Annotated in this window: 19 protein-coding genes; 6 read left to right on the top strand and 13 right to left on the bottom strand. The window is 71.3% G+C overall.

Going from position 1 to position 20,248, the window contains the following annotated elements; translation table 11 throughout:
* Positions 1-26: 26 nt before the first annotated feature.
* The 3 genes from SLINC_RS27745 to SLINC_RS27735 are packed head-to-tail and all read left to right on the top strand — an operon-like array spanning position 27 to position 1,728.
* On the top strand, positions 27-560 hold the full coding sequence (locus SLINC_RS27745; RefSeq protein WP_067438211.1) for a carboxymuconolactone decarboxylase family protein: 534 nt from the start codon (positions 27-29) through the stop codon (positions 558-560).
* Positions 557-1,003, top strand: coding sequence for a carboxymuconolactone decarboxylase family protein (locus SLINC_RS27740; RefSeq protein WP_067438208.1), 447 nt, complete (start codon positions 557-559; stop codon positions 1,001-1,003). Before SLINC_RS27745 ends, SLINC_RS27740 begins: the two co-directional genes overlap by 4 nt.
* Before the next feature lie 8 nt (positions 1,004-1,011).
* Positions 1,012-1,728 carry an isocitrate lyase/PEP mutase family protein gene (locus SLINC_RS27735; RefSeq protein ID WP_067438205.1) on the top strand — a complete coding sequence of 239 codons (717 nt, stop codon included), beginning with the start codon at positions 1,012-1,014 and terminating at the stop codon, positions 1,726-1,728.
* Between the two features lie 25 nt (positions 1,729-1,753).
* Here SLINC_RS27735 and SLINC_RS27730 read toward each other — a convergent pair whose 3' ends face one another.
* Genes SLINC_RS27730 through SLINC_RS27710 form a run of 5 tightly spaced genes read right to left on the bottom strand, consistent with a single transcriptional unit; the run spans position 1,754 to position 8,951 of the window.
* Positions 1,754-2,710, bottom strand: a complete 957-nt coding sequence (locus SLINC_RS27730; protein WP_067438202.1) for an ABC transporter substrate-binding protein — start codon at positions 2,708-2,710, stop codon at positions 1,754-1,756.
* A 1-nt stretch (position 2,711) separates the two neighbouring features.
* Positions 2,712-4,700, bottom strand: a complete 1,989-nt coding sequence (locus SLINC_RS27725; RefSeq protein WP_067438199.1) for an ABC transporter permease — start codon at positions 4,698-4,700, stop codon at positions 2,712-2,714.
* On the bottom strand, positions 4,700-5,830 hold the full coding sequence (locus SLINC_RS27720) for a quaternary amine ABC transporter ATP-binding protein (RefSeq protein WP_067438196.1): 1,131 nt from the start codon (positions 5,828-5,830) through the stop codon (positions 4,700-4,702). The genes SLINC_RS27725 and SLINC_RS27720 overlap by 1 nt, the downstream gene beginning before the upstream one ends.
* On the bottom strand, positions 5,830-7,353 hold the full coding sequence (locus SLINC_RS27715; RefSeq protein ID WP_067438193.1) for a GMC family oxidoreductase: 1,524 nt from the start codon (positions 7,351-7,353) through the stop codon (positions 5,830-5,832). Before SLINC_RS27715 ends, SLINC_RS27720 begins: the two co-directional genes overlap by 1 nt.
* A gap of 59 nt (positions 7,354-7,412) precedes the next feature.
* Entirely contained in the window at positions 7,413-8,951 is a 1,539-nt protein-coding gene (locus SLINC_RS27710) for an aldehyde dehydrogenase family protein (RefSeq protein ID WP_067438190.1), read from the bottom strand.
* Between the two features lie 191 nt (positions 8,952-9,142).
* Here SLINC_RS27710 and SLINC_RS27705 point away from each other — a divergent pair, with 191 nt between their 5' ends.
* Positions 9,143-9,898 (top strand): LolA-like protein, encoded by a 756-nt coding sequence (locus SLINC_RS27705; protein ID WP_067438188.1) that lies wholly within the window; start codon positions 9,143-9,145, stop codon positions 9,896-9,898.
* A gap of 18 nt (positions 9,899-9,916) precedes the next feature.
* Here SLINC_RS27705 and SLINC_RS48575 read toward each other — a convergent pair whose 3' ends face one another.
* The 3 genes from SLINC_RS48575 to SLINC_RS27690 are packed head-to-tail and all read right to left on the bottom strand — an operon-like array spanning position 9,917 to position 13,120.
* The gene (locus SLINC_RS48575) at positions 9,917-11,026 is read right to left on the bottom strand and encodes a hypothetical protein (protein WP_225988398.1); all 1,110 of its coding nucleotides are present in this window, start codon (positions 11,024-11,026) and stop codon (positions 9,917-9,919) included.
* A gap of 10 nt (positions 11,027-11,036) precedes the next feature.
* Complete coding sequence (locus SLINC_RS27695) at positions 11,037-11,396, bottom strand: hypothetical protein (RefSeq protein WP_067438185.1); 360 nt, start codon at positions 11,394-11,396, stop codon at positions 11,037-11,039.
* Positions 11,397-11,410: 14 nt separating this feature from the next.
* Positions 11,411-13,120, bottom strand: a complete 1,710-nt coding sequence (locus SLINC_RS27690) for a hypothetical protein (RefSeq protein WP_067438182.1) — start codon at positions 13,118-13,120, stop codon at positions 11,411-11,413.
* A gap of 162 nt (positions 13,121-13,282) precedes the next feature.
* On the opposite strand from SLINC_RS27690, the gene SLINC_RS27685 reads away from it, so the two are divergent.
* On the top strand, positions 13,283-14,170 hold the full coding sequence (locus tag SLINC_RS27685; protein WP_067438180.1) for a bifunctional helix-turn-helix transcriptional regulator/GNAT family N-acetyltransferase: 888 nt from the start codon (positions 13,283-13,285) through the stop codon (positions 14,168-14,170).
* 121 nt (positions 14,171-14,291) lie between these two features.
* On the opposite strand, the gene SLINC_RS27680 is transcribed toward SLINC_RS27685, so the two are convergent.
* From SLINC_RS27680 to SLINC_RS27660, 5 genes are all read right to left on the bottom strand, one after another.
* Positions 14,292-15,281, bottom strand: a complete 990-nt coding sequence (locus SLINC_RS27680; protein WP_067438177.1) for a malate dehydrogenase — start codon at positions 15,279-15,281, stop codon at positions 14,292-14,294.
* 336 nt (positions 15,282-15,617) lie between these two features.
* Complete coding sequence (locus tag SLINC_RS27675) at positions 15,618-16,913, bottom strand: helix-turn-helix domain-containing protein (protein WP_079164749.1); 1,296 nt, start codon at positions 16,911-16,913, stop codon at positions 15,618-15,620.
* A gap of 331 nt (positions 16,914-17,244) precedes the next feature.
* The gene (locus tag SLINC_RS27670) at positions 17,245-17,727 is read right to left on the bottom strand and encodes a helix-turn-helix domain-containing protein (RefSeq protein WP_067438171.1); all 483 of its coding nucleotides are present in this window, start codon (positions 17,725-17,727) and stop codon (positions 17,245-17,247) included.
* 270 nt (positions 17,728-17,997) lie between these two features.
* Entirely contained in the window at positions 17,998-18,456 is a 459-nt protein-coding gene (locus tag SLINC_RS27665) for a DUF3017 domain-containing protein (RefSeq protein WP_225988520.1), read from the bottom strand.
* 91 nt (positions 18,457-18,547) lie between these two features.
* Positions 18,548-19,402 carry a bifunctional methylenetetrahydrofolate dehydrogenase/methenyltetrahydrofolate cyclohydrolase gene (locus tag SLINC_RS27660; RefSeq protein WP_067438168.1) on the bottom strand — a complete coding sequence of 285 codons (855 nt, stop codon included), beginning with the start codon at positions 19,400-19,402 and terminating at the stop codon, positions 18,548-18,550.
* A 239-nt stretch (positions 19,403-19,641) separates the two neighbouring features.
* Between SLINC_RS27660 and SLINC_RS27655 the strand changes: the two genes are divergently transcribed.
* Positions 19,642-20,220, top strand: a complete 579-nt coding sequence (locus tag SLINC_RS27655) for a hypothetical protein (RefSeq protein WP_067438165.1) — start codon at positions 19,642-19,644, stop codon at positions 20,218-20,220.
* Positions 20,221-20,248: the final 28 nt, after the last annotated feature.

The following is a 20,248-nucleotide window of genomic DNA, read 5'->3' as shown; positions in this document are numbered from 1 at the left end:
GCTGCCTCACTCCTAGGGTCGAGGACATGACGACGTACACCGATGACACGACGACCGCGGAGCACACCGCGGAACACAGAGCGGGGTACACCGCCGAGCGGCCCGCCCGGCTGGACTGGGCCAAGCACGCGCCCGAGGTCTACAAGGCGATGGTCCGGCTGGAGACCGCCGCCCGGAAGGGACTCGACCACACGCTGTACGAGCTGGTGAAGATCCGCGCTTCCCAGATCAACCACTGCGCCTTCTGCATCGACATGCACACCAAGGACGCCCTCGCGTCCGGGGAGAGCGTCGAGCGGATCGTGCAGCTCAGCGCCTGGGACGAGTCGCGGCACTTCTACACCGCCAAGGAGCTCGCGGCGCTGGAGCTGACGGAGGCCGTGACGGTCCTGACGGACGGCTTCGTGCCCGACGAGGTCTACGAGAACGCCGCCCGGCACTTCGACGAGGCCGAGCTGGCCCGGGTCATCGCCGCGATCACGGTGATCAACGCCTGGAACCGGTTCGGGGTGACCTGCCGTATGGCGCCGGGGCACTACGAGCCGGGGCAGTACAAGTGACGACCCGCACCCGGCTGCTGGACCCGGCGGTCGGGCGGGCGATGTCCGCCCTCAGCGCCGCCGCGAAGAAGGGCCTCGGGGACCCCGCGCTCGCCGAGCTCGTGGTGATCCGGGCCTCGCAGCTGAACCACTGCGCGTTCTGCCTCGACATGCACCTCGCGATCGCGCGCGAGCACGGGGTGAGCGAGAGGCAGCTCGATCTGCTGAGCGCCTGGGAGGAGGCGGAGGACGTCTACGACGAACGGGAGCGGGCGGCCCTCGCGCTGACGGAGGCGGTGACGGTCCTGACGGACCGGTTCGTGCCGGACGCGGTGTACGAGCGGGCCGCCCAGTACTTCGACGCCGGGCAACTGGCCCATCTCGTCGGGCTGATCGCCGCCATCAACAACTGGAACCGGGTGATGGTCTCGCGCCGGATCCCGCCGGGAGGCCATCCACTGTGACACCCACTGTGACCAAGGTCGAGATCTTCCGTGCCCTGCACCGCGGCCGCACTCCGGAGAAGCCCCTTGTCCTGCCCGGCCCCTGGGACGCGGCCAGTGCGCGGGTCCTGGAGGAGGCCGGGTTCCCCGCGCTCGCCACACCCAGCGCGGGGGTCGCCGCCTCGCTCGGGTACGAGGACGGGAAGACCCCGGCCGACGAGATGTTCGCCGCGGTGGCGCGGATCGTCCGGGCCGTGGACGTGCCGGTGTCGGCGGACGTGGAGGGCGGTTACGGACTCGCGCCGAAGGAGCTGGTCGAGCGGCTGCTGGAGGCGGGCGCCGTCGGCTGCAACCTGGAGGACTCCGTCGGGGGCGTCCTCCAGGACCCGCGCGAGCACGCGGACCGGCTCGCCGAGGTGCGGTACGCGGCCGGCGACCTGCTCTTCGTCAACGCGCGCGTGGACACCTTCGTGCGGGGCGTGTCCGATCCCGCACGGGCCATCGAGCGGGCCGCGTTGTACGTCGCCGCGGGCGCCGACTGCGTGTATCCGATCGGCGCCCCGACGACCGTACTGCCCCTGCTGCGGTCCGGGATCCAGGGGCCGCTCAACGTGTTCGCGGAGCTCGACGGCGGCCCCTCGCCCACCGAACTCGGTGAACTCGGGGCCACCCGCGTCACGTTCGGGCCGGGACTCCAGCGGCGGGCGGCCGCCGCGCTCAGGGAGGTCGCCGACCGCCTGACCTGAGCCCGGCGACCACCCCGCGGCCAACCTACTTCGGCAACCACTCCCGCCACGTCGGCTCATGCCCCTCGATCCACTTCTTCGCCGCGTCCTGCGGGGACATCTTCCTGTCGGCGATATCGAGGGCGACCTCGTTCTGGTCGGCCTCGCTCCACTTGAAGTTCTTCAGGAAGGCGGCCGCCTTGCCGCCGTTCTCGGCGAAGTCGGTGTTGAGGTACTTCTGGAGCGGCGTGTGCGGGTAGGCGCACTTGATCTTCTCCAGGTCGGCGTCGCAGCCCTCCTTGTACGCGGGCAGCTTCACCTCCGTCATCGGCACCTTCTCGAAGAGCCACTGCGGCTTGTACCAGTAGGTCAGGAAGGGCTTGTTCTCCTTGGCGAACTGCTCGATCTGGGTGATCTGCGCCGCCTCGGAGCCCGCGAAGACGACCTTGTAGTCCAGGCCGAGGTTCTGCACGAGGGCCTTGTCGTTGGTGACGTACGACGGGGAGCCGTCCATCAACTGCCCCTGGCCGCCGCTCTCCGCGGTGCGGAACTGCGAGGCGTACTTGTTGAGGTTCTTCCAGTCGGTGACGTCCGGGTGCTTCTTCGCGAAGTACGTCGGGACGAACCAGCCGATGTGCCCGGTGACGCCGAGGTCGCCGCCGGGCGTGATCGTCTTCTTGTCCTTGACGTAGCGCTGTTCCTGCTCGGGATGGCCCCAGTCCTCCAGGATCGCGTCGACGCGGCCCTGGCTGAGGGCGTCCCAGGCCGGGACCTCGTCGATCTGGACCCGGTCGACCCGGTAGCCCAGCTCGTGCTTGAGCAGGTACTCGGCGACCGCCACGTCCGCCTGGGCGCCCACCCAGCTCTGGACGGAGAGCGTCACGGTCTTGGCGCCTCCCGCGTTGGCGTACGGGGACGCCTGCTTGGTCATGTCGGCGGCACCGCAGCCGGTCACGGTCAGCAACAGCAGCGAGCCCGCCAGGGCAGTCGTACGACGTCGCATGTCACGCTCCCTTCTTCGTGCCGGCGCCGTGGTCCCGGCGGGTCGTGGGCTGGGTCACCCGGTCCAGCATCAGACCGAGGCAGACGATCGCGACGCCTCCGACCATGCCGGTCGCCAGGTCGCCCTGGGCGATGCCGAACACGACGTCGTAGCCGAGCGCGCCACCGCCGACCAGGGCGCCGATGACGACGACGGCGAGGACCAGGACGACCGCCTGGTTCAGGGCGAGCAGCAGTGCGGGGCGGGCCAGCGGGAGCTGGACCTGGCGCAGCTGCTGCCAGCTGGTGGCACCGAGCGAGCGCGAGGCCTCCATCGCGGCGCCGTCGACCTGACGCAGGCCCTGGGTGGTGATGCGGATGACGGCGGGCAGCGCGTAGATGACGGCCGCGGCGACCGCGGGGGCCCGGCCGATGCCGAAGAGGGCGACGACCGGGATCAGGTACACGAACTGCGGCATCGTCTGGAAGACGTCGAGCACGGGCCGCAGGAGCCGTTCGAGGCGGGTGCTCCTGGCGGTGGCGATGCCGATCGCGAAGCCGAGGACGACGGTGACGGCGACGGCCGCGAGGACCTGCGCGAGCGTGTCGAGGGACTTGTCCCAGACGCCCAGGACGCCGATCCCGGCCATGGCGAGGACGGCGGTCAGGGCGGTCTGCCAGGTGCCGATCGTCCAGGCGAGGGCCGCGACGACGAGCAGCACCGACCACCAGGGCAGGTCCTGGAGTCCGTCGCGGACCGGGTCGAGGACCCAGGTGGTGAAGTGCGCGGCCCAGTCGGCGGTGCCGCCGACGACGGGCACGCCGGTGTAGAGGTGGTCGACCATCCAGTCCTTGGCGGTGTTGACCGGCTCGACGATGTCCACCGTCCAGCTCGTCGGCCACTCCAGCCGGCCGGCGAACCGTGCGACGAGCGCGACGGCGACGGTCACGACGGCGGCCACGGACCAGCCGCGCCGGCCGCGCAGCGGTGAGAGGGCCTCACCCTGGGCGTCCGCGCCCAGCCGTTCACCGGCGGCGCCCGTCACCCGGTCGAGGACCACGGCGAGCAGCACGATCGGGATACCGGCCGCGAGGGCCGCGCCGACGTCCACGGTGCCGAGTGCCTGGTAGACGCGGTCACCGAGGCCGGCGCCACCGATCATCGACGCGATGACGGCCATGGACAGCGCCATCATGATCGTCTGGTTGAGGCCGAGCAGGAGTTCCTTGCGGGCCAGCGGGAGGCGGGCGGAGAACAGGCGCTGGCGGGCGGTGGTGCCGAGCGAGGTCACGGCCTCCAGCACGCCGCTGTCGGCGCCGCGCAGGCCGAGCGCGGTGAGCCGGGCCATCGGCGGGGCCGCGTACACGACGGTCGCGAGGACCGCGGCGGGCACGCCGACGCCGAAGATCAGGGCGACCGGCAGCAGGTACGAGAAGGCGGGCAGGACCTGCATGGTGTCGAGGACCGGCCGCAGGACGCGGAAGATCCGGTCGCTGAGGCCGGCGGCGAGCCCCATGAGCATGCCGAGCACGACGGCGGCGATGACGGCCACGACCATCAGGGCCAGCGTCTGCATCGTCGGCACCCACATGCCGAGCAGCCCGCACACGCCGAACGAGGCGACCGTGAGGACCGCGAGCCGCACGCCCGCGACCCGCCAGGCGACCAGCGCGGCACCGGCGACGACACCGGCCCAGCCGCCCGCGAGGAGCACCAGGTAGACGGCGCGCACCGAGATCACGATGGCGTTGGAGATGTGCCCCAGGAAGTAGGTGAACAGCCAGTGGCTGTCCCGGTTGTCGATGATCCAGTCGCTGGCCCTGCCGAGCGGTGAGGTCAGGTCGACGGTGAGGGCGTCGGGCCAGGCGCCGGAGGCCCACCTGGCGTTGGCGATCGGGACGAGCACGGCCGCGGCGACGGCGAGCAGCACGAGCTTGCCGACGGCCCGGTGCCTGAGCAGGGTGCCGATTCCGGTGAGCCGCATCGGGCCGGATGCGGTGGCGGTGGCCATCAGGCGACCACCTCGCCGGTGTTCCCCTTGCGGGGCCCGGACACAGGCCCGGACACGGGCCCGGACACCCCGGCGACGACGCCGAGCAGTCGCTCGTGGTCGACGACGCCGAGGCAGCGGCCGTCGTCCATGACGCGCACCGGGGCGCCGGTGCGGACGACGGCCTCGATGGCCTCGGAGACGGTGGTGCCGGGGGTGACGGACGCCCCGCCGGTCGCCTCGCCGGCCTCGGCGGGCCGCATGGCGCTGCGCACGCTCATGACGTCGGCGCGCGGCACGTCACGGACGAAGTCGCGCACGTAGTCGTTGGCGGGCGAGCCGACGATCTCCTCGGGCGTGCCGAGCTGCACGATCTCGCCGTCGCGCATCAGGGCGATGCGGTCGCCGAGGCGCAGGGCCTCGTTGAGGTCGTGGGTGATGAAGACCATGGTGCGGCCCTCGTCGCGGTGCAGGCGGATGACCTCTTCCTGCATGTCGCGGCGGATCAGCGGGTCGAGCGCGCTGAACGGCTCGTCGAAGAGCAGCACCTCGGGGTCGACGGCGAGCGCGCGGGCCAGGCCGACGCGCTGCTGCTGGCCGCCGGAGAGCTGGCCGGGCCTGCGCTGCTCCATGCCCTCCAGGCCGACCTTCTTGACGACCTGGGCGGCCCGTTCGCGGCGCTCGGACCTGCCGACGCCCTGGATCTCCAGGCCGTAGGCCACGTTGTCGAGGACCGTGCGGTGCGGGAGCAGGCCGAAGTGCTGGAAGACCATGGAGGCGCGGTTGCGGCGCAGTTCGCGCAGGCGGGTCTTGTCCATGGCGAGCACGTCCTCGCCGTCGATCACGACGGCGCCGGAGGTCGGCTCGATCAGCCGGGTCAGACAGCGCACGAGCGTGGACTTGCCTGAGCCGGACAGGCCCATGACGACGAAGACCTCGCCCTTGCGCACGTCGAAGGAGACGTCACGGACGGCGGCGGTGCAGCCGGTGCGTTCCCGCAGTTCGGTGGGGGCGAGCGCGGCCAGTTCGGGGTCGGCCGGGACGCGCTCCGCCTTCGGGCCGAAGACCTTCCACAGGCCCTCGACGGAGAAGACGGCGGTGTCCGCGGCCTTGTCGACGCCCGGCGGCGTCAGTTCGGTGGTCGTACTCATCACGCACCGCCTCCGATCAGGTCGACAGCCTTCTCACCGACCATGAGCACTCCGATCATCGGGTTCACCGCGGTCATGGTCGGGAACACCGAGGCATCGGCGATCCGGATGCCGTCCAGGCCTCGGATCCTCAACTCCGGGTCCACGACCGCCAGTTCGTCGTCGGCGTCGCCCATCCTGCAGGTGCCCGCCGGGTGGTAGACGGTGTGCGCGACCTTGCGGGCGTACTCGCTCAGTTCCTCGTCGCCCGTGACCTCGGGGCCGGGGGCCACCTCGCGCTTGAGCCAGCCGGCGAGCGGTTCGGCCTTGGCGATCTCGCGGGCGATCCTGATGCCGTCGACGAGGGTGCGGCCGTCGTGGTCGTCCTCGTCGGTGAAGTACCGGAAGTCGAGGGCGGGCTTGACGGACGGGTCGGCGCTGGTCAGGTACAGCCGGCCGCGGCTCTTCGGCTTGGGGATGTTGGGGGTCATGGAGACGCCGAACTCCGGCCGCTCGTAGCCCAGTCGCTCCGGATTGTCCGTGAACGGGATCTGGTAGAAGTGGAACATCAGATCGGGGCCCGCGTGGTCGGGGTCGCGCCGCACGAACAGGCCCGCGTCGGAGTCCATCGCGGAGTTCTCCGGGATGGGGCCGTTGGTCTCCCAGACGATCACCGACTCGGGGTGGTCTAGGAGGTTCTCGCCGACGCCCGGCAGATCGTGCACGACGGGGATGCCCAGCCGGGCGAGGTCCTCCTTCGGCCCGATGCCCGAGTGCAGCAGCAGCCGGGGCGAGTCGACGGCGCCCGCGCACAGCAGCACCTCGCGCCGGGCGCGGACGACGAACTCCTCGCCGTCCTTGGCGCGTACGTGCACGCCCTCGGCGCGGGTGCCGTTCAGCTCCAGCCGGTACGCCCAGGTCTCCAGCAGGATCGTCAGGTTGGCGCGCTCGTCCATCACCGGGTGGAGGTAGGCCACCGAAGCCGAGGAGCGCTTGTTGGTCTCCGGGTGGTAGGCGAGGTCGAAGAAGCCGACACCGTCGTTGAACGGCTTCTTGTTGAAGCCCTCGACGCGGGGCACGTCGAGCGCGTTCTGCGCCGCGTCGACGAAGTCGCGGGCGATGGCGTTGCGGTCCTTGTCGTCCACGGCGACGATGTTGTTCTTCAGCCGGGCGAAGTACGCCTCCATCGGCACCGCGCCCCAGCCCTTGGCGCCGGCCGCCTCCCACTCGTCCCAGTCGGACGGCAGCGGCTTGAAGGCGATGAGGGTGTTGTGCGAGGAGCAGCCGCCGAGGACCCTGGCGCGGCTGTGCCGGATGTGGGAGTTGCCGCGTGGCTGCTCGGTGGTGGGGTAGTCGTAGTCCAGTTCGCCGCCGAGCAGGCCCATCCAGCGGCGCAGGGTCAGGACGTCGTCCCGGCCGACGTCGCTCGGGCCGCCCTCGATGACGGCGACGGTGACGTCGGGATTCTCGGTGAGGCGGGAGGCGATGACGGAGCCGGCGGTGCCGCCGCCGACCACGACATAGTCGTATTCGTGCTCAGGCATGGGGGTACTCCTGGGGGCGTGCGAGGAAAACGCAGGGGGCAAAAGGGGGCGGGGAGGGGTCAGCCGGCGAACCAGCGGACGGGCTTCGGGGCGAGGTTCTGGTAGACGTGCTTGGTCTCGCGGTACTCGGCGAGTCCGGCGGGGCCGAGTTCACGGCCCACTCCGCTCTTTCCGAAGCCGCCCCACTCCGCCTGCGGGAGGTAGGGGTGGAAGTCGTTGATCCAGACGGTGCCGTGGCGCAGTCGGCCCGCGACCCTGCGGGCCCGCCCGGCGTCGGCACTCCAGACGCCCCCGGCGAGGCCGTACTCGGTGTCGTTGGCGAGGGCGATCGCCTCGTCCTCGGTGCGGAAGGTCTCCACCGTGAGGACGGGTCCGAAGACCTCTTCGCGTACGACCCTCATCTCGCGGTGGCAGTGGTCGAGGACGGTCGGTTCGTAGAAGTAGCCGTTCTCCGGCCGCTCCGGGGACGGCTCGGGCCGCTTGCCTCCGGAGCGCAGCACCGCGCCCTCCTTGAGCGCGGAGTCGACGTACGCCTCGACCTTGGAGCGCTGCTGCTCGGAGACGAGCGGGCCGCACTCGACGCCGTCGGCGGTGCCGCGGCCGAGGCGGATCCGCTCGGCCCGGCGGGCGAGTTCGGCGACGAAGCGCTCCCGGAGCGACTCCTCGACGATGAGCCGGGCGCCGGCCGAGCAGACCTGGCCGCTGTGGATGAAGGCGGCGTTGAGGGCCTGGTCGACGGCGGTGTCGAAGCCCTCCTCGGTGGCGCAGGCGTCGGCGAAGACGACGTTGGGGTTCTTGCCGCCGAGTTCGAGGGCGACCTTCTTCACGGTCGGGGCGGCGGCCTGCGCCACCTTCGTGCCGCTGATCAGGCCGCCGGTGAAGGAGACGAGGTCGACGTCGGGGTGCTCGGAGAGCCGGGCACCGACCGAGTGGCCGGGACCGGTGACGATGTTCGCGACGCCGGCGGGCAGCCCGGCCTCGGCCAGCAGGTCGATCAGCGCGACGGTCGACAGCGGGGTGATCTCGCTGGGCTTGACCACGAAGGTGTTGCCGGCCGCGAGCGCGGGCGCGATCTTCCAACTCGCCTGGAGGAGGGGGTAGTTCCAGGGCGTGATGAGCGCGCAGACCCCGATCGGCTCGTGGACGACGACACTGTGGATGTCGGGTGAGCCCGCGTCGACGACCCGGCCCGGCGCGTCACCCGCGACGAGGTCGGCGAAGTAGCGGAAGGCGTCGGCGACGCAGTCGATGTCGACCCGGCCCTCCTCGACGGTCTTGCCCGCGTCCCGGCTCTCCAGGAGACCGAGCTCTTCGCGGTCGCGTACGAGGAGATCGGCGACGCGGCGCAGCAGCGCGGCGCGTTCCGCGACGGGGGTGAGCGGCCAGCCGCCCCGGCCGCCGTCGAAGGCCCGCCGGGCCGCCGCGACCGCCAGGTCGGTGTCCTTCTCGTCACCCTCCGCGACCAGGGCGAACGGCAGGGCGTCCGCGGGGTCGAGGATCTCGCGCGTGGCACCGGAGGTGGCCGCGCGCCACTCCCCGTCCACGTGGATGGTCTTCCGCGCGGGGAGTTCTGCCGGGAGTCCTGGTGTGTCCGCCATGATCGGTATTGCCTTCCGTTCCTGTTCAGTACCCCTGTGTCACACGCGTGTGACTCAGCGGGACCGTGAGCGCCTGCCCCCGCCCTCCGATTGCATGCGCAATCCATGGCCGAAAGTGGGCTGTGTCACTGAACATGCGGGCAAATGGGGCGAAAAGTACGCTGAGAAGGGTGCGCGGCGGAGGTGACGGCATGACCGGCAGAGCGGTGATCCGTACGGCGGTGAGCACGATCCCGCTGCTCGCGCTCACCCTGGGCACGGCGGCCGCCGCCGACGAGCCGAGCGCGCGGGAGCTCGCGACACAGGCGAAGGACAACCTCCTCGACGCCCGGTCCGTCCATCTGAAGCTCACCGACCGCGGCACCAGCCCCAGCGCCGGCGGGACCCTGCCGACCTCGATGGACCTCGCCCTCGACCGGGACGGCAACTGCGCCGGCACCCTGCGCATGGGCTCGAACGGCGGCAAGGTCGAGATCGTCAAGCGGGGCCACGAGGTGTGGATGAAGCCGGACGCCGCGTTCTGGAAGTCCCAGGTGCCCGGCGGCCAGGGCGAGGCGGTCGCCGAGCTGTTCAGGAACCGCTACATTCACGGCTCCACCAAGGACGCCATGCTCAAGGGCATGGCCGACACCTGCGATCTGAACGCCTTCCAGAAGGACATCGCCACACCCGACTCCTCCGGGGCGACCCCGCTGACGAAGGGCGAGGAGACGACGGTCGACGGCACGAAGGTGATCCCGCTCAACGGCAGGGAGGACGGCCACCGGACCACCCTGTACGTCACCTCCGACTCCCCGCACCGCCTGGTCTCCGCCACACAGAAGGGCGACGGGACCGACCTGACGCTGTCCTTCACGGACTACGACAAGCCGGTCCCGTCGCGGACTCCCTCGCCCGACGACTCCGTGGACGTCGGCAAGCTGAAGGAGGAGCTGCGGAGCGTGTGACCCGGTGCGGCGGCGGACTCAGTCGATGGACGCCGGGTCGCAGGCGTAGGGGGCGCAGAAGCCGGCCAACGCGGTGGTCAGGAGCTCCAGTTCGTCCGCACCGCCGTTGGCGTCGGGACCGTACGCCGCGATCGCGTAGATGAACCCGTCCTGGGCCACGAACCGCTCGTCGTAGACGTGCCAGGTGCCCACCTCGGGCTCGCCCTTGATGCTGTCGGCGAGGTACTCCAGGCGGGAGCCCGTGAACCCGCTGGCGGGGTCGTCGAGGTTGTCCAGGGACACTTCCTCGAAGCCGGCCGGCTTGCTGGTCTCCTCGGAGAGATACAGGTCGAACGAGGCGTCCGGCGACTCCTCCGCGACCTGGTACACCTGGAGCCGCCGGGTGCTGTCGGCACTGCGGTAGTTGACCACGGCGATCCCGTACTGCGACGCGACGGTGCTGCGCGTCCAGCCCTCGGGCCGCACTATTCGGAAGCCCTCGGGGTCCTCGAACGGCTCGTATCCCGCGGGGACTTCGGACGCGGTGGGGGTGGGGGTGGGCGAGGAGGTCTCCTCGGTGGGCGTCGGGGACCCGGACGGGTCCCCCTGCCGCGAGACGTCCACCGCCGGGGACGAACTCGCCGTCACCACGGCGTCGTCCTTCTTGTCGTCCCCGGACCGGACCACCAGCGTCAGCACCAGGCTCACGGCGACCCCGACAGCGGCGGCCCCGATCAGCACGGACCACACGGTCCGCCGGCTCATCCCCCCGGCGCGTGCGGGCGCGGCCACCTGATCGCCGGGCGGCCAGGGTGCGGGGGGCCAGGCCCCAGCACCGGCATCGGGGGCCGGACCGGCGGGCGCCGGGTGCGCCGGGGGTACCGGGGGCGTCGGAGGCGCCGGGGTCCCCACCCCGTCACCGGCCGGCGCGTCCGGATCCCGGACAGCCGGTCCCCCGGCCGACACCTGCGTCGCGGGCCATCCGCCACTCCCGCTGCCGCCGGCCGCGGGACCGTGCCGGCCGTCCGCGTCGGACGGCGGTTCGGTGCCCGGCCGGGCGGGCGGTGGTGGGGTCGACAGGGCCCGGGTGCCGTCGTCGTCCTCCCAGCGCTGGGTCTCCTCGTTCCAGTACCGCACTCCCCCGCTCATGGCGTCCCCCCTACATGCCCAGCAGGCCGGTCAGGGCGCCGGCCGACGCGAGGAAGGTCACCACGTTCTGGGAGTCCTCCAGGAGCCGCCGCAGCCGGTCGAGGCGGGACGGCGTGGCCTGGCCGGTGCGGGTGAGGTCGTCCTCGGTGTCGGCGAGCGCCTCGTCCAGCGCGGCCGTCTCGTCACTGGCCCGCACCCGGGTCAGATCGGCACGCAACTCCCGTACGGCGGCGAGCAGTTCCTCGGCGGCGGCGTCGCGCTGGACGCCCGTGCCGTAGTGGTGGCTCTCGACGTGCGCCTGGTCGCCGAAGGCGAAGGTGCCGCCGTGGATACCGCCGTTGATGTTGATGCCGGGCTCGTTGGTCGTCATCGCACTTGCGTCCCTTACGAGTTCGTGGTGGAGGTGGTGGAGGAGGACACGGTGTTCTGGTCGCCGAAGGCGAAGGTGCCGCCGTGGATACCGCCGTTGATGTTCACGATCTTCTGGGCGAACTCACCGGTCTGGTAGCCGTTCGCGGCCAGTGCGGTCGTGACCCCGTGCGCGACCCGGTCCTGCACGCTCTTGAGATAGCGGGAGACGTCCATCTCCTGGAAGGTGGACCCGACGCGCTTCGAGCCCAGCTCCCGCACCGACAGGGCCGGCCCGTCGGGCAGCGCGCCCGCGTACCCGCCGGTCAGCACCCGCCAGGCGTACGCCGCGCCCTTGCCCAGCGTGACCAGCGACCGCACCGCGGACCCGGGCACCCGGGCGACCGCCCAGGCGGCCTTGCCGAACACGTTGTTGTGGCGGAAGGTGTGGGCCGTACGGTCGGCGTTCTTGAAGTCGTCGCGTACCGGCAGCAGCACATGCGGGGCGATCTCCAGCATGAGCATGCGGCCCTGGGTGTGGATGCGCACGAAGACCGTGACGACCAGTTCCTCCTCCCAGCCGCCGACGCGGACGCGCAGGAAGTGCCGCCGCTTCTCGGCGCCCTCCTCGACCGCACGCGCCCGGTGCTCCTCGAAGGCCTGCTGACTGTACGGCGCCTCCTCACGCCGCCGAAGACCCTCGGCGGGCAGGAACACGCACTCGTCGATCTCCAGCCAGCGCAGCCGGTCGCGCACGGTGTGACCGGCGAACTCGGCGGGCAGGCGCAGCCGTTCGAGCAGGGGCCGGATCTGCTCCAGGACCGTGCGGTTGCTGAGCGGCTGCTGCTTCTTCAGGGGGTCGGGACGCAGTTCGACGGCGAGCACCCAGGTCTCGTAGGCCTCACCGGCCCCGCAGAACGGGCGCGCCTCGTGGTACATGACCAGCGGCGCGTGCTGTTCGACGCGGATCCGGTCCTTCAGCCGCTGGAACCGCGGCGCCTCGACCCGCTCCGCCGGGTCGCCGGCCGCGTCCGAAAAGCGCGCCGGGGACAGTTCGGCGTCCATCGTCCTGGCGAACTGTCCGCGCTGTGCGGCGATACAGGCGGCGATGACCGCGAAGAGGCCGAGGGCGAGCCAGGCCCGCCAGGGCTCGAACAGTCCGCCCGACTCGGTGAGGTCCGGGAACAGCAGATCGGTCCAGCCGGAGCCGTCGTCGTAGTACGAGGAGTCGTAGGAGCCGTAGGGGTCCTCGTCGCCCGCGTCGAACGCGACGAACCCCGCGACGAACAGGAACATCGCGAAGGTGATGCGGCCGTACCAGCGGACCAGGAAGGCGGGCAGGCGCCGGTAGACCGGCGGGTCGGCCGCGCCGCCCCGGATCCAGCCGGCGAGCGCGAGCAGCAGGCTGGGGATGAGGAACCCGGCGAGCAGACCGCCGGTCAGGGGCAGTCCGATCACCCACAGGAAGAGGATCAGCCCGGCCCACAGCAGCTCCTGGCGGCGGGCCCGCAGGGCGTGCGCGAGGACGCGGGCCGCGTCGAGGCCGAGCGAGGGCGCGACAATGCGCTGTTCGTTGAGGTGGAGTTCCTCGATGACCCTGTCGCGGTAACCGGAATCCAGGTAGCTGCCCGCGCACAGCAGCCGGGTCGCCTCGCTGGCGTGCGGTGGTGTGGCCGGATGTGGTGGTGCCGGCGGCGCTCCGGCGTCCGCCGACGGTGATTGCTGCGGCACGTGTGCAGTGCTCACGCGTCTCCCCCGATGCGTGCAAAAGCCCTTGTGCAAGGCACTGTTGACAAACAATCAGCATAGGGGGGCGGGTGGGACCGGGGAAGCGGAATACCGAGGCGGTCTCACTCGCCGTGCACACCCGTGGACTCCCCGGCATCCTTTGACTAAGGTCAAAGAAATATGGAGCCAGTGTCGACGGAGCACGTGACGGCCTTGCGCCGCTTCAACCGCTACTTCACCCGCCGTATCGGGGCGCTCGACGACCACTACCTCGGCCAGGACCGCCCGCTCGGTGAGGCCCGGCTGCTGTTCGAGATCGGTGACGGGGCGTCCCTGCGGGAGCTGCGGGGCCGGCTGGGCCTCGACGCCGGATATCTGAGCCGGATGGCGAAGACGCTCCAGGCGCAGGGCATGGTCCGGATGAGCGTGCACCCGGACGACAACCGGCTGCGCCGGGTGGAGCTGACCCCGGCCGGCCGCACCGAGGTCAAGGAGCAGAACCGCCGGGCGGGCGCCCTGGCCGCCGGACTGCTCGAAGGCCTCGCCCCGGCCCAGCGCACCGAGCTGACCGCCGCCCTCGCCACCGTCCGGCGCCTGCTGCGCCTGGCCGCCATCCGCGTCGACCTCGTCGACGGCGCCGCCCCGGACGCCCGCGCCTGCCTGGACGCCTACGCCGCCGACATCGACGCCCGTTTCCCGGAGGGCTTCGACACGTCCGACCTGGTACGGCCCGAGGAGGTCTCCGGGCAGCGCGGCGCCTTCTTCGTCGCGTACGAGGAGGGCCGCCCCGTCGGCTGCGGCGCGCTACGGCGTCTGCGCCCCGGCATCGGCGAGATCCGCCACGTCTGGGTCCACCCGGACGCCCGCCGCCTGGGCCTGGCCCGCCGGATCCTCACGGCCCTGGAGACGGAGGCCGCCGCCCGCGGCCTCGACACCCTGCGCCTCGACACCCACGCGACCCTCACCGAGGCCCAGGCCATGTACCGGGCGTGCGGCTACCGGGAGATCGATCCGTACGTCGACCATGTCTACGGCGACTTCTGGTTCGAGAAGCGCCTCACGCCGTGACGGCCGGGAAACGCCCGTGACAGCGCACGGGCCCCGCTCCGGCCGAAACCGGAACAGGGCCCGTGCGGGGTCCTGACAGAACCTCAGGAGATCCGGATCACCGGATCGGAGGACCGGAGGATCAGAGGAGACCGAGACCGCGGACCGCGTCGCGCTCCTCCGCCAGCTCCTGCACCGAGGCGTCGATGCGGGCGCGGGAGAACTCGTTGATGTCCAGGCCCTGGACGATCTCGTAGGAACCGTCCTTGGTGGTGACCGGGAAGGAGGAGATCAGGCCCTCCGGGACGCCGTAGGAACCGTCGGACGGAATGCCCATGGAGGTCCAGTCGCCCTCGGCGGTGCCGTTGACCCAGGTGTACACGTGGTCGATGGCGGCGTTGGCGGCGGAGGCCGCGGAGGACGCGCCACGGGCCTCGATGATCGCGGCGCCGCGCTTGGCGACGGTCGGGATGAAGTCCTCGGCCAGCCACTTCTCGTCGTTCACGACCTCGGCGGCGTTCTTGCCGGCCACCGTGGCGTGGAAGATGTCGGGGTACTGGGTGGCGGAGTGGTTGCCCCAGATGGTCAGGCGCTTGATGTCGGCGACTGTGGTGCCCGTCTTCTTCGCCAGCTGGGTCAGCGCGCGGTTGTGGTCCAGGCGGGTCATCGCGGTGAAGCGCTCGGCCGGTACGTCCGGAGCGGCGGCCTGGGCGATCAGGGCGTTGGTGTTGGCCGGGTTGCCGACGACGAGGACCTTGATGTCGTCCGCGGCGTGGTCGTTGATGGCCTTGCCCTGCGGCTTGAAGATGCCGCCGTTGGCCTCCAGGAGGTCACCGCGCTCCATGCCCTTGGTGCGCGGGCGGGCGCCCACCAGGAGGGCCACGTTGGCGCCGTCGAAGGCGACGTTCGGGTCGTCCGTGATGTCGATGCCCTGAAGGAGCGGGAAGGCGGAGTCGTCGAGCTCCATCGCGGTGCCCTCGGCGGCCTTCAGCGCCGGGGTGATCTCCAGCAGGCGGAGCTTGACCGGCACGTCCGCGCCGAGCAGCTGGCCGGAGGCGATGCGGAAGAGCAGGGCGTAACCGATCTGGCCGGCCGCGCCGGTGACGGTGACGTTCACGGGAGTGCGGGTCATGGCGTTCTCCGTATGACAGCTGGCGGTGGGGCGTCCCGCCCCGGACGTTTGATCGATCTCTTGGTATCAAGAGATCCACCGGTCAGGCTATCGCGCATCCGGGATCCCGGACGTCCGGGTTCATGTGGCCCAGCCCACAGAGTCCGGCCCCCGAGGAAAAACCCCCGGGGACCGGACGCCGGACACAGAACAAAGAAGAGGCGGCCGCCCGTCCGGGAGAGGGGGGACGAAGGCGGCCGCCGTATGGGGGTACCGGTATCCGGACTCCCGTGGGGGTACGGTTCGCGTGCCCCCGATCCGGACGGGCATGCGCGTCCGAACCGAATTCTTTTCCCGCTACTTCGTGCAGCCCTCCTGCCCCGAGGCCAGCGTCACGCAGGCCTTCGCCTCTCCCGCGTCCTTCACGGCGACCATCGGCGTGTACGCGATGGTGTCCCCGGCCACCCCGATCTGCCCCTTCTGCTCCTTGGCGGTCCCCGCGGTCACCGTCACCGCGTCGCCCTGCGCGGCCTGTGTGATCCGGCCCCAGGCCGCGCCGCAGGTCTCGCTGTAGCGCACCTCGACGACGGTCGCGCCGACGGTCGCGGTCTTGGCGGTGGTGACGAGGTCCCCGCTGCACCCCATGCTCTCGGCGTCCTTGCCGGTGCAGGAGGCACCGCTGCACTTCACGCCGTCGGGCAGGTTCTGGTCGGCGCTGACGGTCGGCGAGGGCGACGGAGCGGCGGCGTCCTTCTTGTCCTTCCCGCCCAGGTCCATGAGGAAGAAGGCTGCCGCGACCAGGACGGCCACGCCGACGAGACCCGCGAGGAACATCGTCAGCCGCCGCCTGCCCCCGGACCCGCCGGACCGGTCACCGCCGGGACGGGGCCCCTGCGGAGGTTCGCCGTACGGAGCCGCCGGCGCCGGCACCCGGTCGGCGCCCTCGGCCGAGGGCGCCGACGAGGAGGTGGACGGAAACGCCGAGGATGTCGGCGAGGACGGCGGAGTCCCCGTCGTACGCCCACCGGAGGACGCCGGTCCCCGGTAGCCCGCCATGCCCCACGAATTGGGGCCCGAGGAGCTTCCCGAGGAGCCTTCGGAGCTCTGCGTGCCCCCCGCGGAACCCGCCGGGCCACCGGTACCCGAGGACCGCACCGAGCCCGCCGAACCCGACGAGTCCCGCACATCGGGTGCCGCCGGCTGCGGCGGCACCGTCGGGGCCACCCCGGCCGGTCCGGCGATGCCCGGTGTGGCCGTGACACTGCCGCCCTTGCGGGCCGTCCTGCTTCCCTTGGCGCCCGCGGGCGGCGCGCCGAACTCACCGAGCGCGGCGCGCGCCTGGGAGATCCTGATGGCCTCCATGGTCATGTCGTGGCGCATCTCCGAGCGGCTCCAGGCGCGCTCGGCGAGCTCCCACATCGTGGTCAGGTGAATCGGATTGGTGCCGGTGACCTCGGCCAGCGCCACGATCGCGCCCTTGGGCGCGAGGAGCCGGCCGTTGAGATATCTGTCCCAGGACGTCTTGCTGTAGCCGGTACGGTCCGCCACCGCCGCGATACTGAGGCCGCTGCGGTCCACGAGCCGACGGAGCTGGCTCGCGAACTCCCTGACCTGCGGATCGAGCTCGTCCGGCAAGGCCCTCCAACGAGGCATTGCTTCCCCCCTCTTCCCCCCGGTAGTGCTGGTATTTCGCGCGTGTCCCCGCTGTCTCGCCGTGCGTGGTACCTCTGCCGAGTCCCGTTGTGGCTACCCACAGGGATGCGCTCATTCAGGATCTCAGTTCCCGGGGTGGGGGCGCACGGGAGCAACGTGGCCGCGGGGATGCACCGTTGCACGCCCGCCCGGTCGAGGTCCAGTGGTCCGTCGGCAGAAAGCCCACGCTAGTTGCGATATCGAACGGCTTCGTGTCAAATCCGCGAACTTGTCAACACATCGACACAGGTACCACACACCGGAAATAACGCCCGTCACGGCAGTGCCCGGCTCACCCAAAGGCAACGGTTCCGACGACACCGACCAGGGCGGTGAGCAGGAGCAGCAGCACGGCGGTCCACAGCAGCCACCGGCTCCTGCCCCGGGCGTTCTCCTCGGGAGGCGTGTCCCACCACGGCAGGGTGGGATCGTCCTCGTACTCCTCCCCCGTCCTGCCGCCATGGCCGCCGTCATCGCCGCCCGCGGGCACCGTCGCCGGGCGCGGCCAGGCCTGGACGGCCATCTCCCAGCGGACGGTGAAGCGTTCGGCCTCGGTGTCGGCGAGACCGGCGATCCGGCACAGCGCGGCGACCGCCTGGCGGGGCGGCGGCTGGCCGGCGTTGAGATAGCGGTGCCAGGAGGACTTGCTGTAGGCGGTGCGGGCGCCGAGCGCGACCAGGCTGAGCCCCGTGCGGTCCTTCAGGAGCCGCAGCTGTTCCACGAAGTGCCGCACCTCCGGCGGCAGATCGTCCGGCAACGGCTGCCAGCCGCCCATCACCCACCTCCACGGCGTCCCTCATGTCCTGGTTCATGGTCGGTTCGACCGGCCCGAACGAGGGACGACACGAGAGCGGTGATCGGTTCCCTTCCTGATCACACCCTGTCGCGGAGCGCGGACACCGTAGCGGAACGGTCACCTCCGTGCCACAGCGGACGGACAGCCGTTGAACAGCCGCTTCCCCGTGCAGGAGGGTGGAAGCACGGCGGCGGCCCGTCCTTGCTCGGGGGAGAGGACGGGCCGCCGTCGCACGACTGTGCGAGGTGCTCAGGTGCTGACCGTGAAGTGCAGGGTGTCCTTGAGGAACGGGATCACCAGCCACGGGTCCGGCTGCACCATCATCGCCAGCAGCGCGATCGAGAGGCCGAGCACGCCGTAGGTGACCATGTCGGTGAAGCGGGAGCGTACGGCGAGCATGCCGACGTCCGGCAGGATCCAGCGCAGCACCCCGCCGAGCAGCAGCGCGACGCCGATCAGCAGGGTGCCGATCCGGAACCGGTCCAGGGCGCTCAGCAGCAGGCCGAGGGCGACCAGGCCCAGGACCGCGAGAACCGGCCACTGCCGGGCGGGCGCGGGGGCGTCGCTCGGCGCGGCCCGGCCACCGCCCTCGGGACGCGCGGTGTCCCTGGTGAACAGCGGGAAGCGGCGGGTCGTCCGGCGCGGCTTCCCCTCGGCGTCGGGAGCGCTGACGGGGTCACGGACCTCGATGTCCTCCACGGCCCCGATGTCCTCGACAGCGGCGCCGGAGCCCGCGGACCCGGCGCTCTCCGCCGACTCCACCGGCTCCACCGCCTCGTCGCCCTTCTCGGGCCTCGTCTCAGCCGACACCGCGCTCCGCCGCCTCGACCACGTTGACGAGCAGCTGGGCCCGGGTCATCGGTCCGACACCGCCCGGGTTCGGGGAGATCCACGCGGCCACCTCGGCGACGTCCGGGTGGACGTCCCCGACGATCCTGCCCTCGGCGTTGCGCGAGACGCCGACGTCGAGGACGGCCGCGCCCGGCTTGACGTCCTCGGCGCGGATCAGATGGGCCGAACCGGCGGCGGCGACGATGATGTCGGCGCGCTTGAGGTGGGCGGACAGGTCACGGGTGCCGGTGTGGCACTGGGTCACGGTCGCGTTCTCGCTGCGCCGGGTGAGCAGCAGCGGCATCGACCGGCCGATGGTCACGCCACGGCCGACGACCACGACCTCGGCGCCCTTGATCTCCACGCCGTAGCGGCGCAGCAGGGTGAGGACGCCGTTCGGGGTGCAGGGCAGCGGGGCCGGCTCGTTGAGGACGAGGCGGCCGAGGTTCATCGGGTGCAGGCCGTCGGCGTCCTTGTCCGGGTCCATGAGCTCCAGGATCCGGTTCTCGTCGATGCCCTTGGGCAGCGGCAGCTGGACGATGTAACCGGTGCAGGCGGGGTCCTCGTTCAGTTCGCGGACCAGCGCCTCGATCTCCTCCTGGGTCGCCGTGGCGGGCAGCTCGCGCTGGATGGAGGCGATGCCGACCTCGGCGCAGTCGCGGTGCTTGCCGGCGACGTACTTCTGGCTGCCGGGGTCCTCCCCGACGAGGATCGTGCCGAGGCCGGGCGTGACGCCCTTCTCCTTCAGCGCCGCCACGCGGGCGGTCAGATCGGACTTGATCGCGGCTGCGGTGGCCTTGCCATCGAGAATCTGGGCGGTCATGTTCCCCATCCTCCCGGATGACCGGGTCCCGGTTCCAATCCGGGTACCCCATGATCGGCGAGGTTGCACTTGCACAACGCATGACGAATGCCGCTGGACAACCCGGACGAGCGTGAAGAACGATGGCACGCACAGTGCCGCGGGCAGCTCATCGGGGGGACAACCGCTTCTGAACCTTTCCTCCGTACGGTGCCGCGCGTGATGTCCCCGCACTTGGAATCAACGGAGGAAACACCGCCATGAGTTACGGCGACCCGAACAACCCCTACGGCAGCCCTCAGGGCCAGCCCCAGCAGCCGCCGCAGCAGCCCCAGCAGGGCTACGGCTACCCGCAGCAGCAGCCCCAGGCGCCCGGCTACGGCTACCCGCAGGCCCCGCCGGTGCAGCAGTCCTACGGCGGCGGCGCCCCGATGACGCAGATGCCGGGCACCGTGAACACGGCCCGCATCCTGCTGTGGGTGATCGTCGGCCTCCAGGTCATCGGCGCGATCGTGTTCGCCTTCAGCGCCGTGGCCATCGACAAGGCCAAGGACGACGCCCAGTTCGAGGCCTTCGCCGACTACCCGACCGGCGTGCTGTGGGGCTTCGCGGTCTTCGCGCTGGCATGGCTGGTATGGGCGGCGATCCTGGCGACGAAGTTCACCAGCGGCACCAACGGCACCCGCGTCACCATCCTGGTCTTCGGCATCCTCACCGCGGTCCTCGGCATCTACCCGTTCACCCTGGTGGGCATCGTCCACCTGGTGCTCGGCATCCTGATCGCCGTCTTCGCGGGCAACGCCAACGGCAAGGCCTGGTTCAACCGCGCCCGCTACTGAGCGCCTCCTCGCGACGGAACAGTTCGCG

The organism is Streptomyces lincolnensis, from assembly GCF_001685355.1.
GTDB classification, from domain to species: domain Bacteria; phylum Actinomycetota; class Actinomycetes; order Streptomycetales; family Streptomycetaceae; genus Streptomyces; species Streptomyces lincolnensis.
The sequence above is the reverse complement of the archived record's forward strand: the minus strand, read 5'-3'. Positions and strand labels throughout refer to the sequence as shown.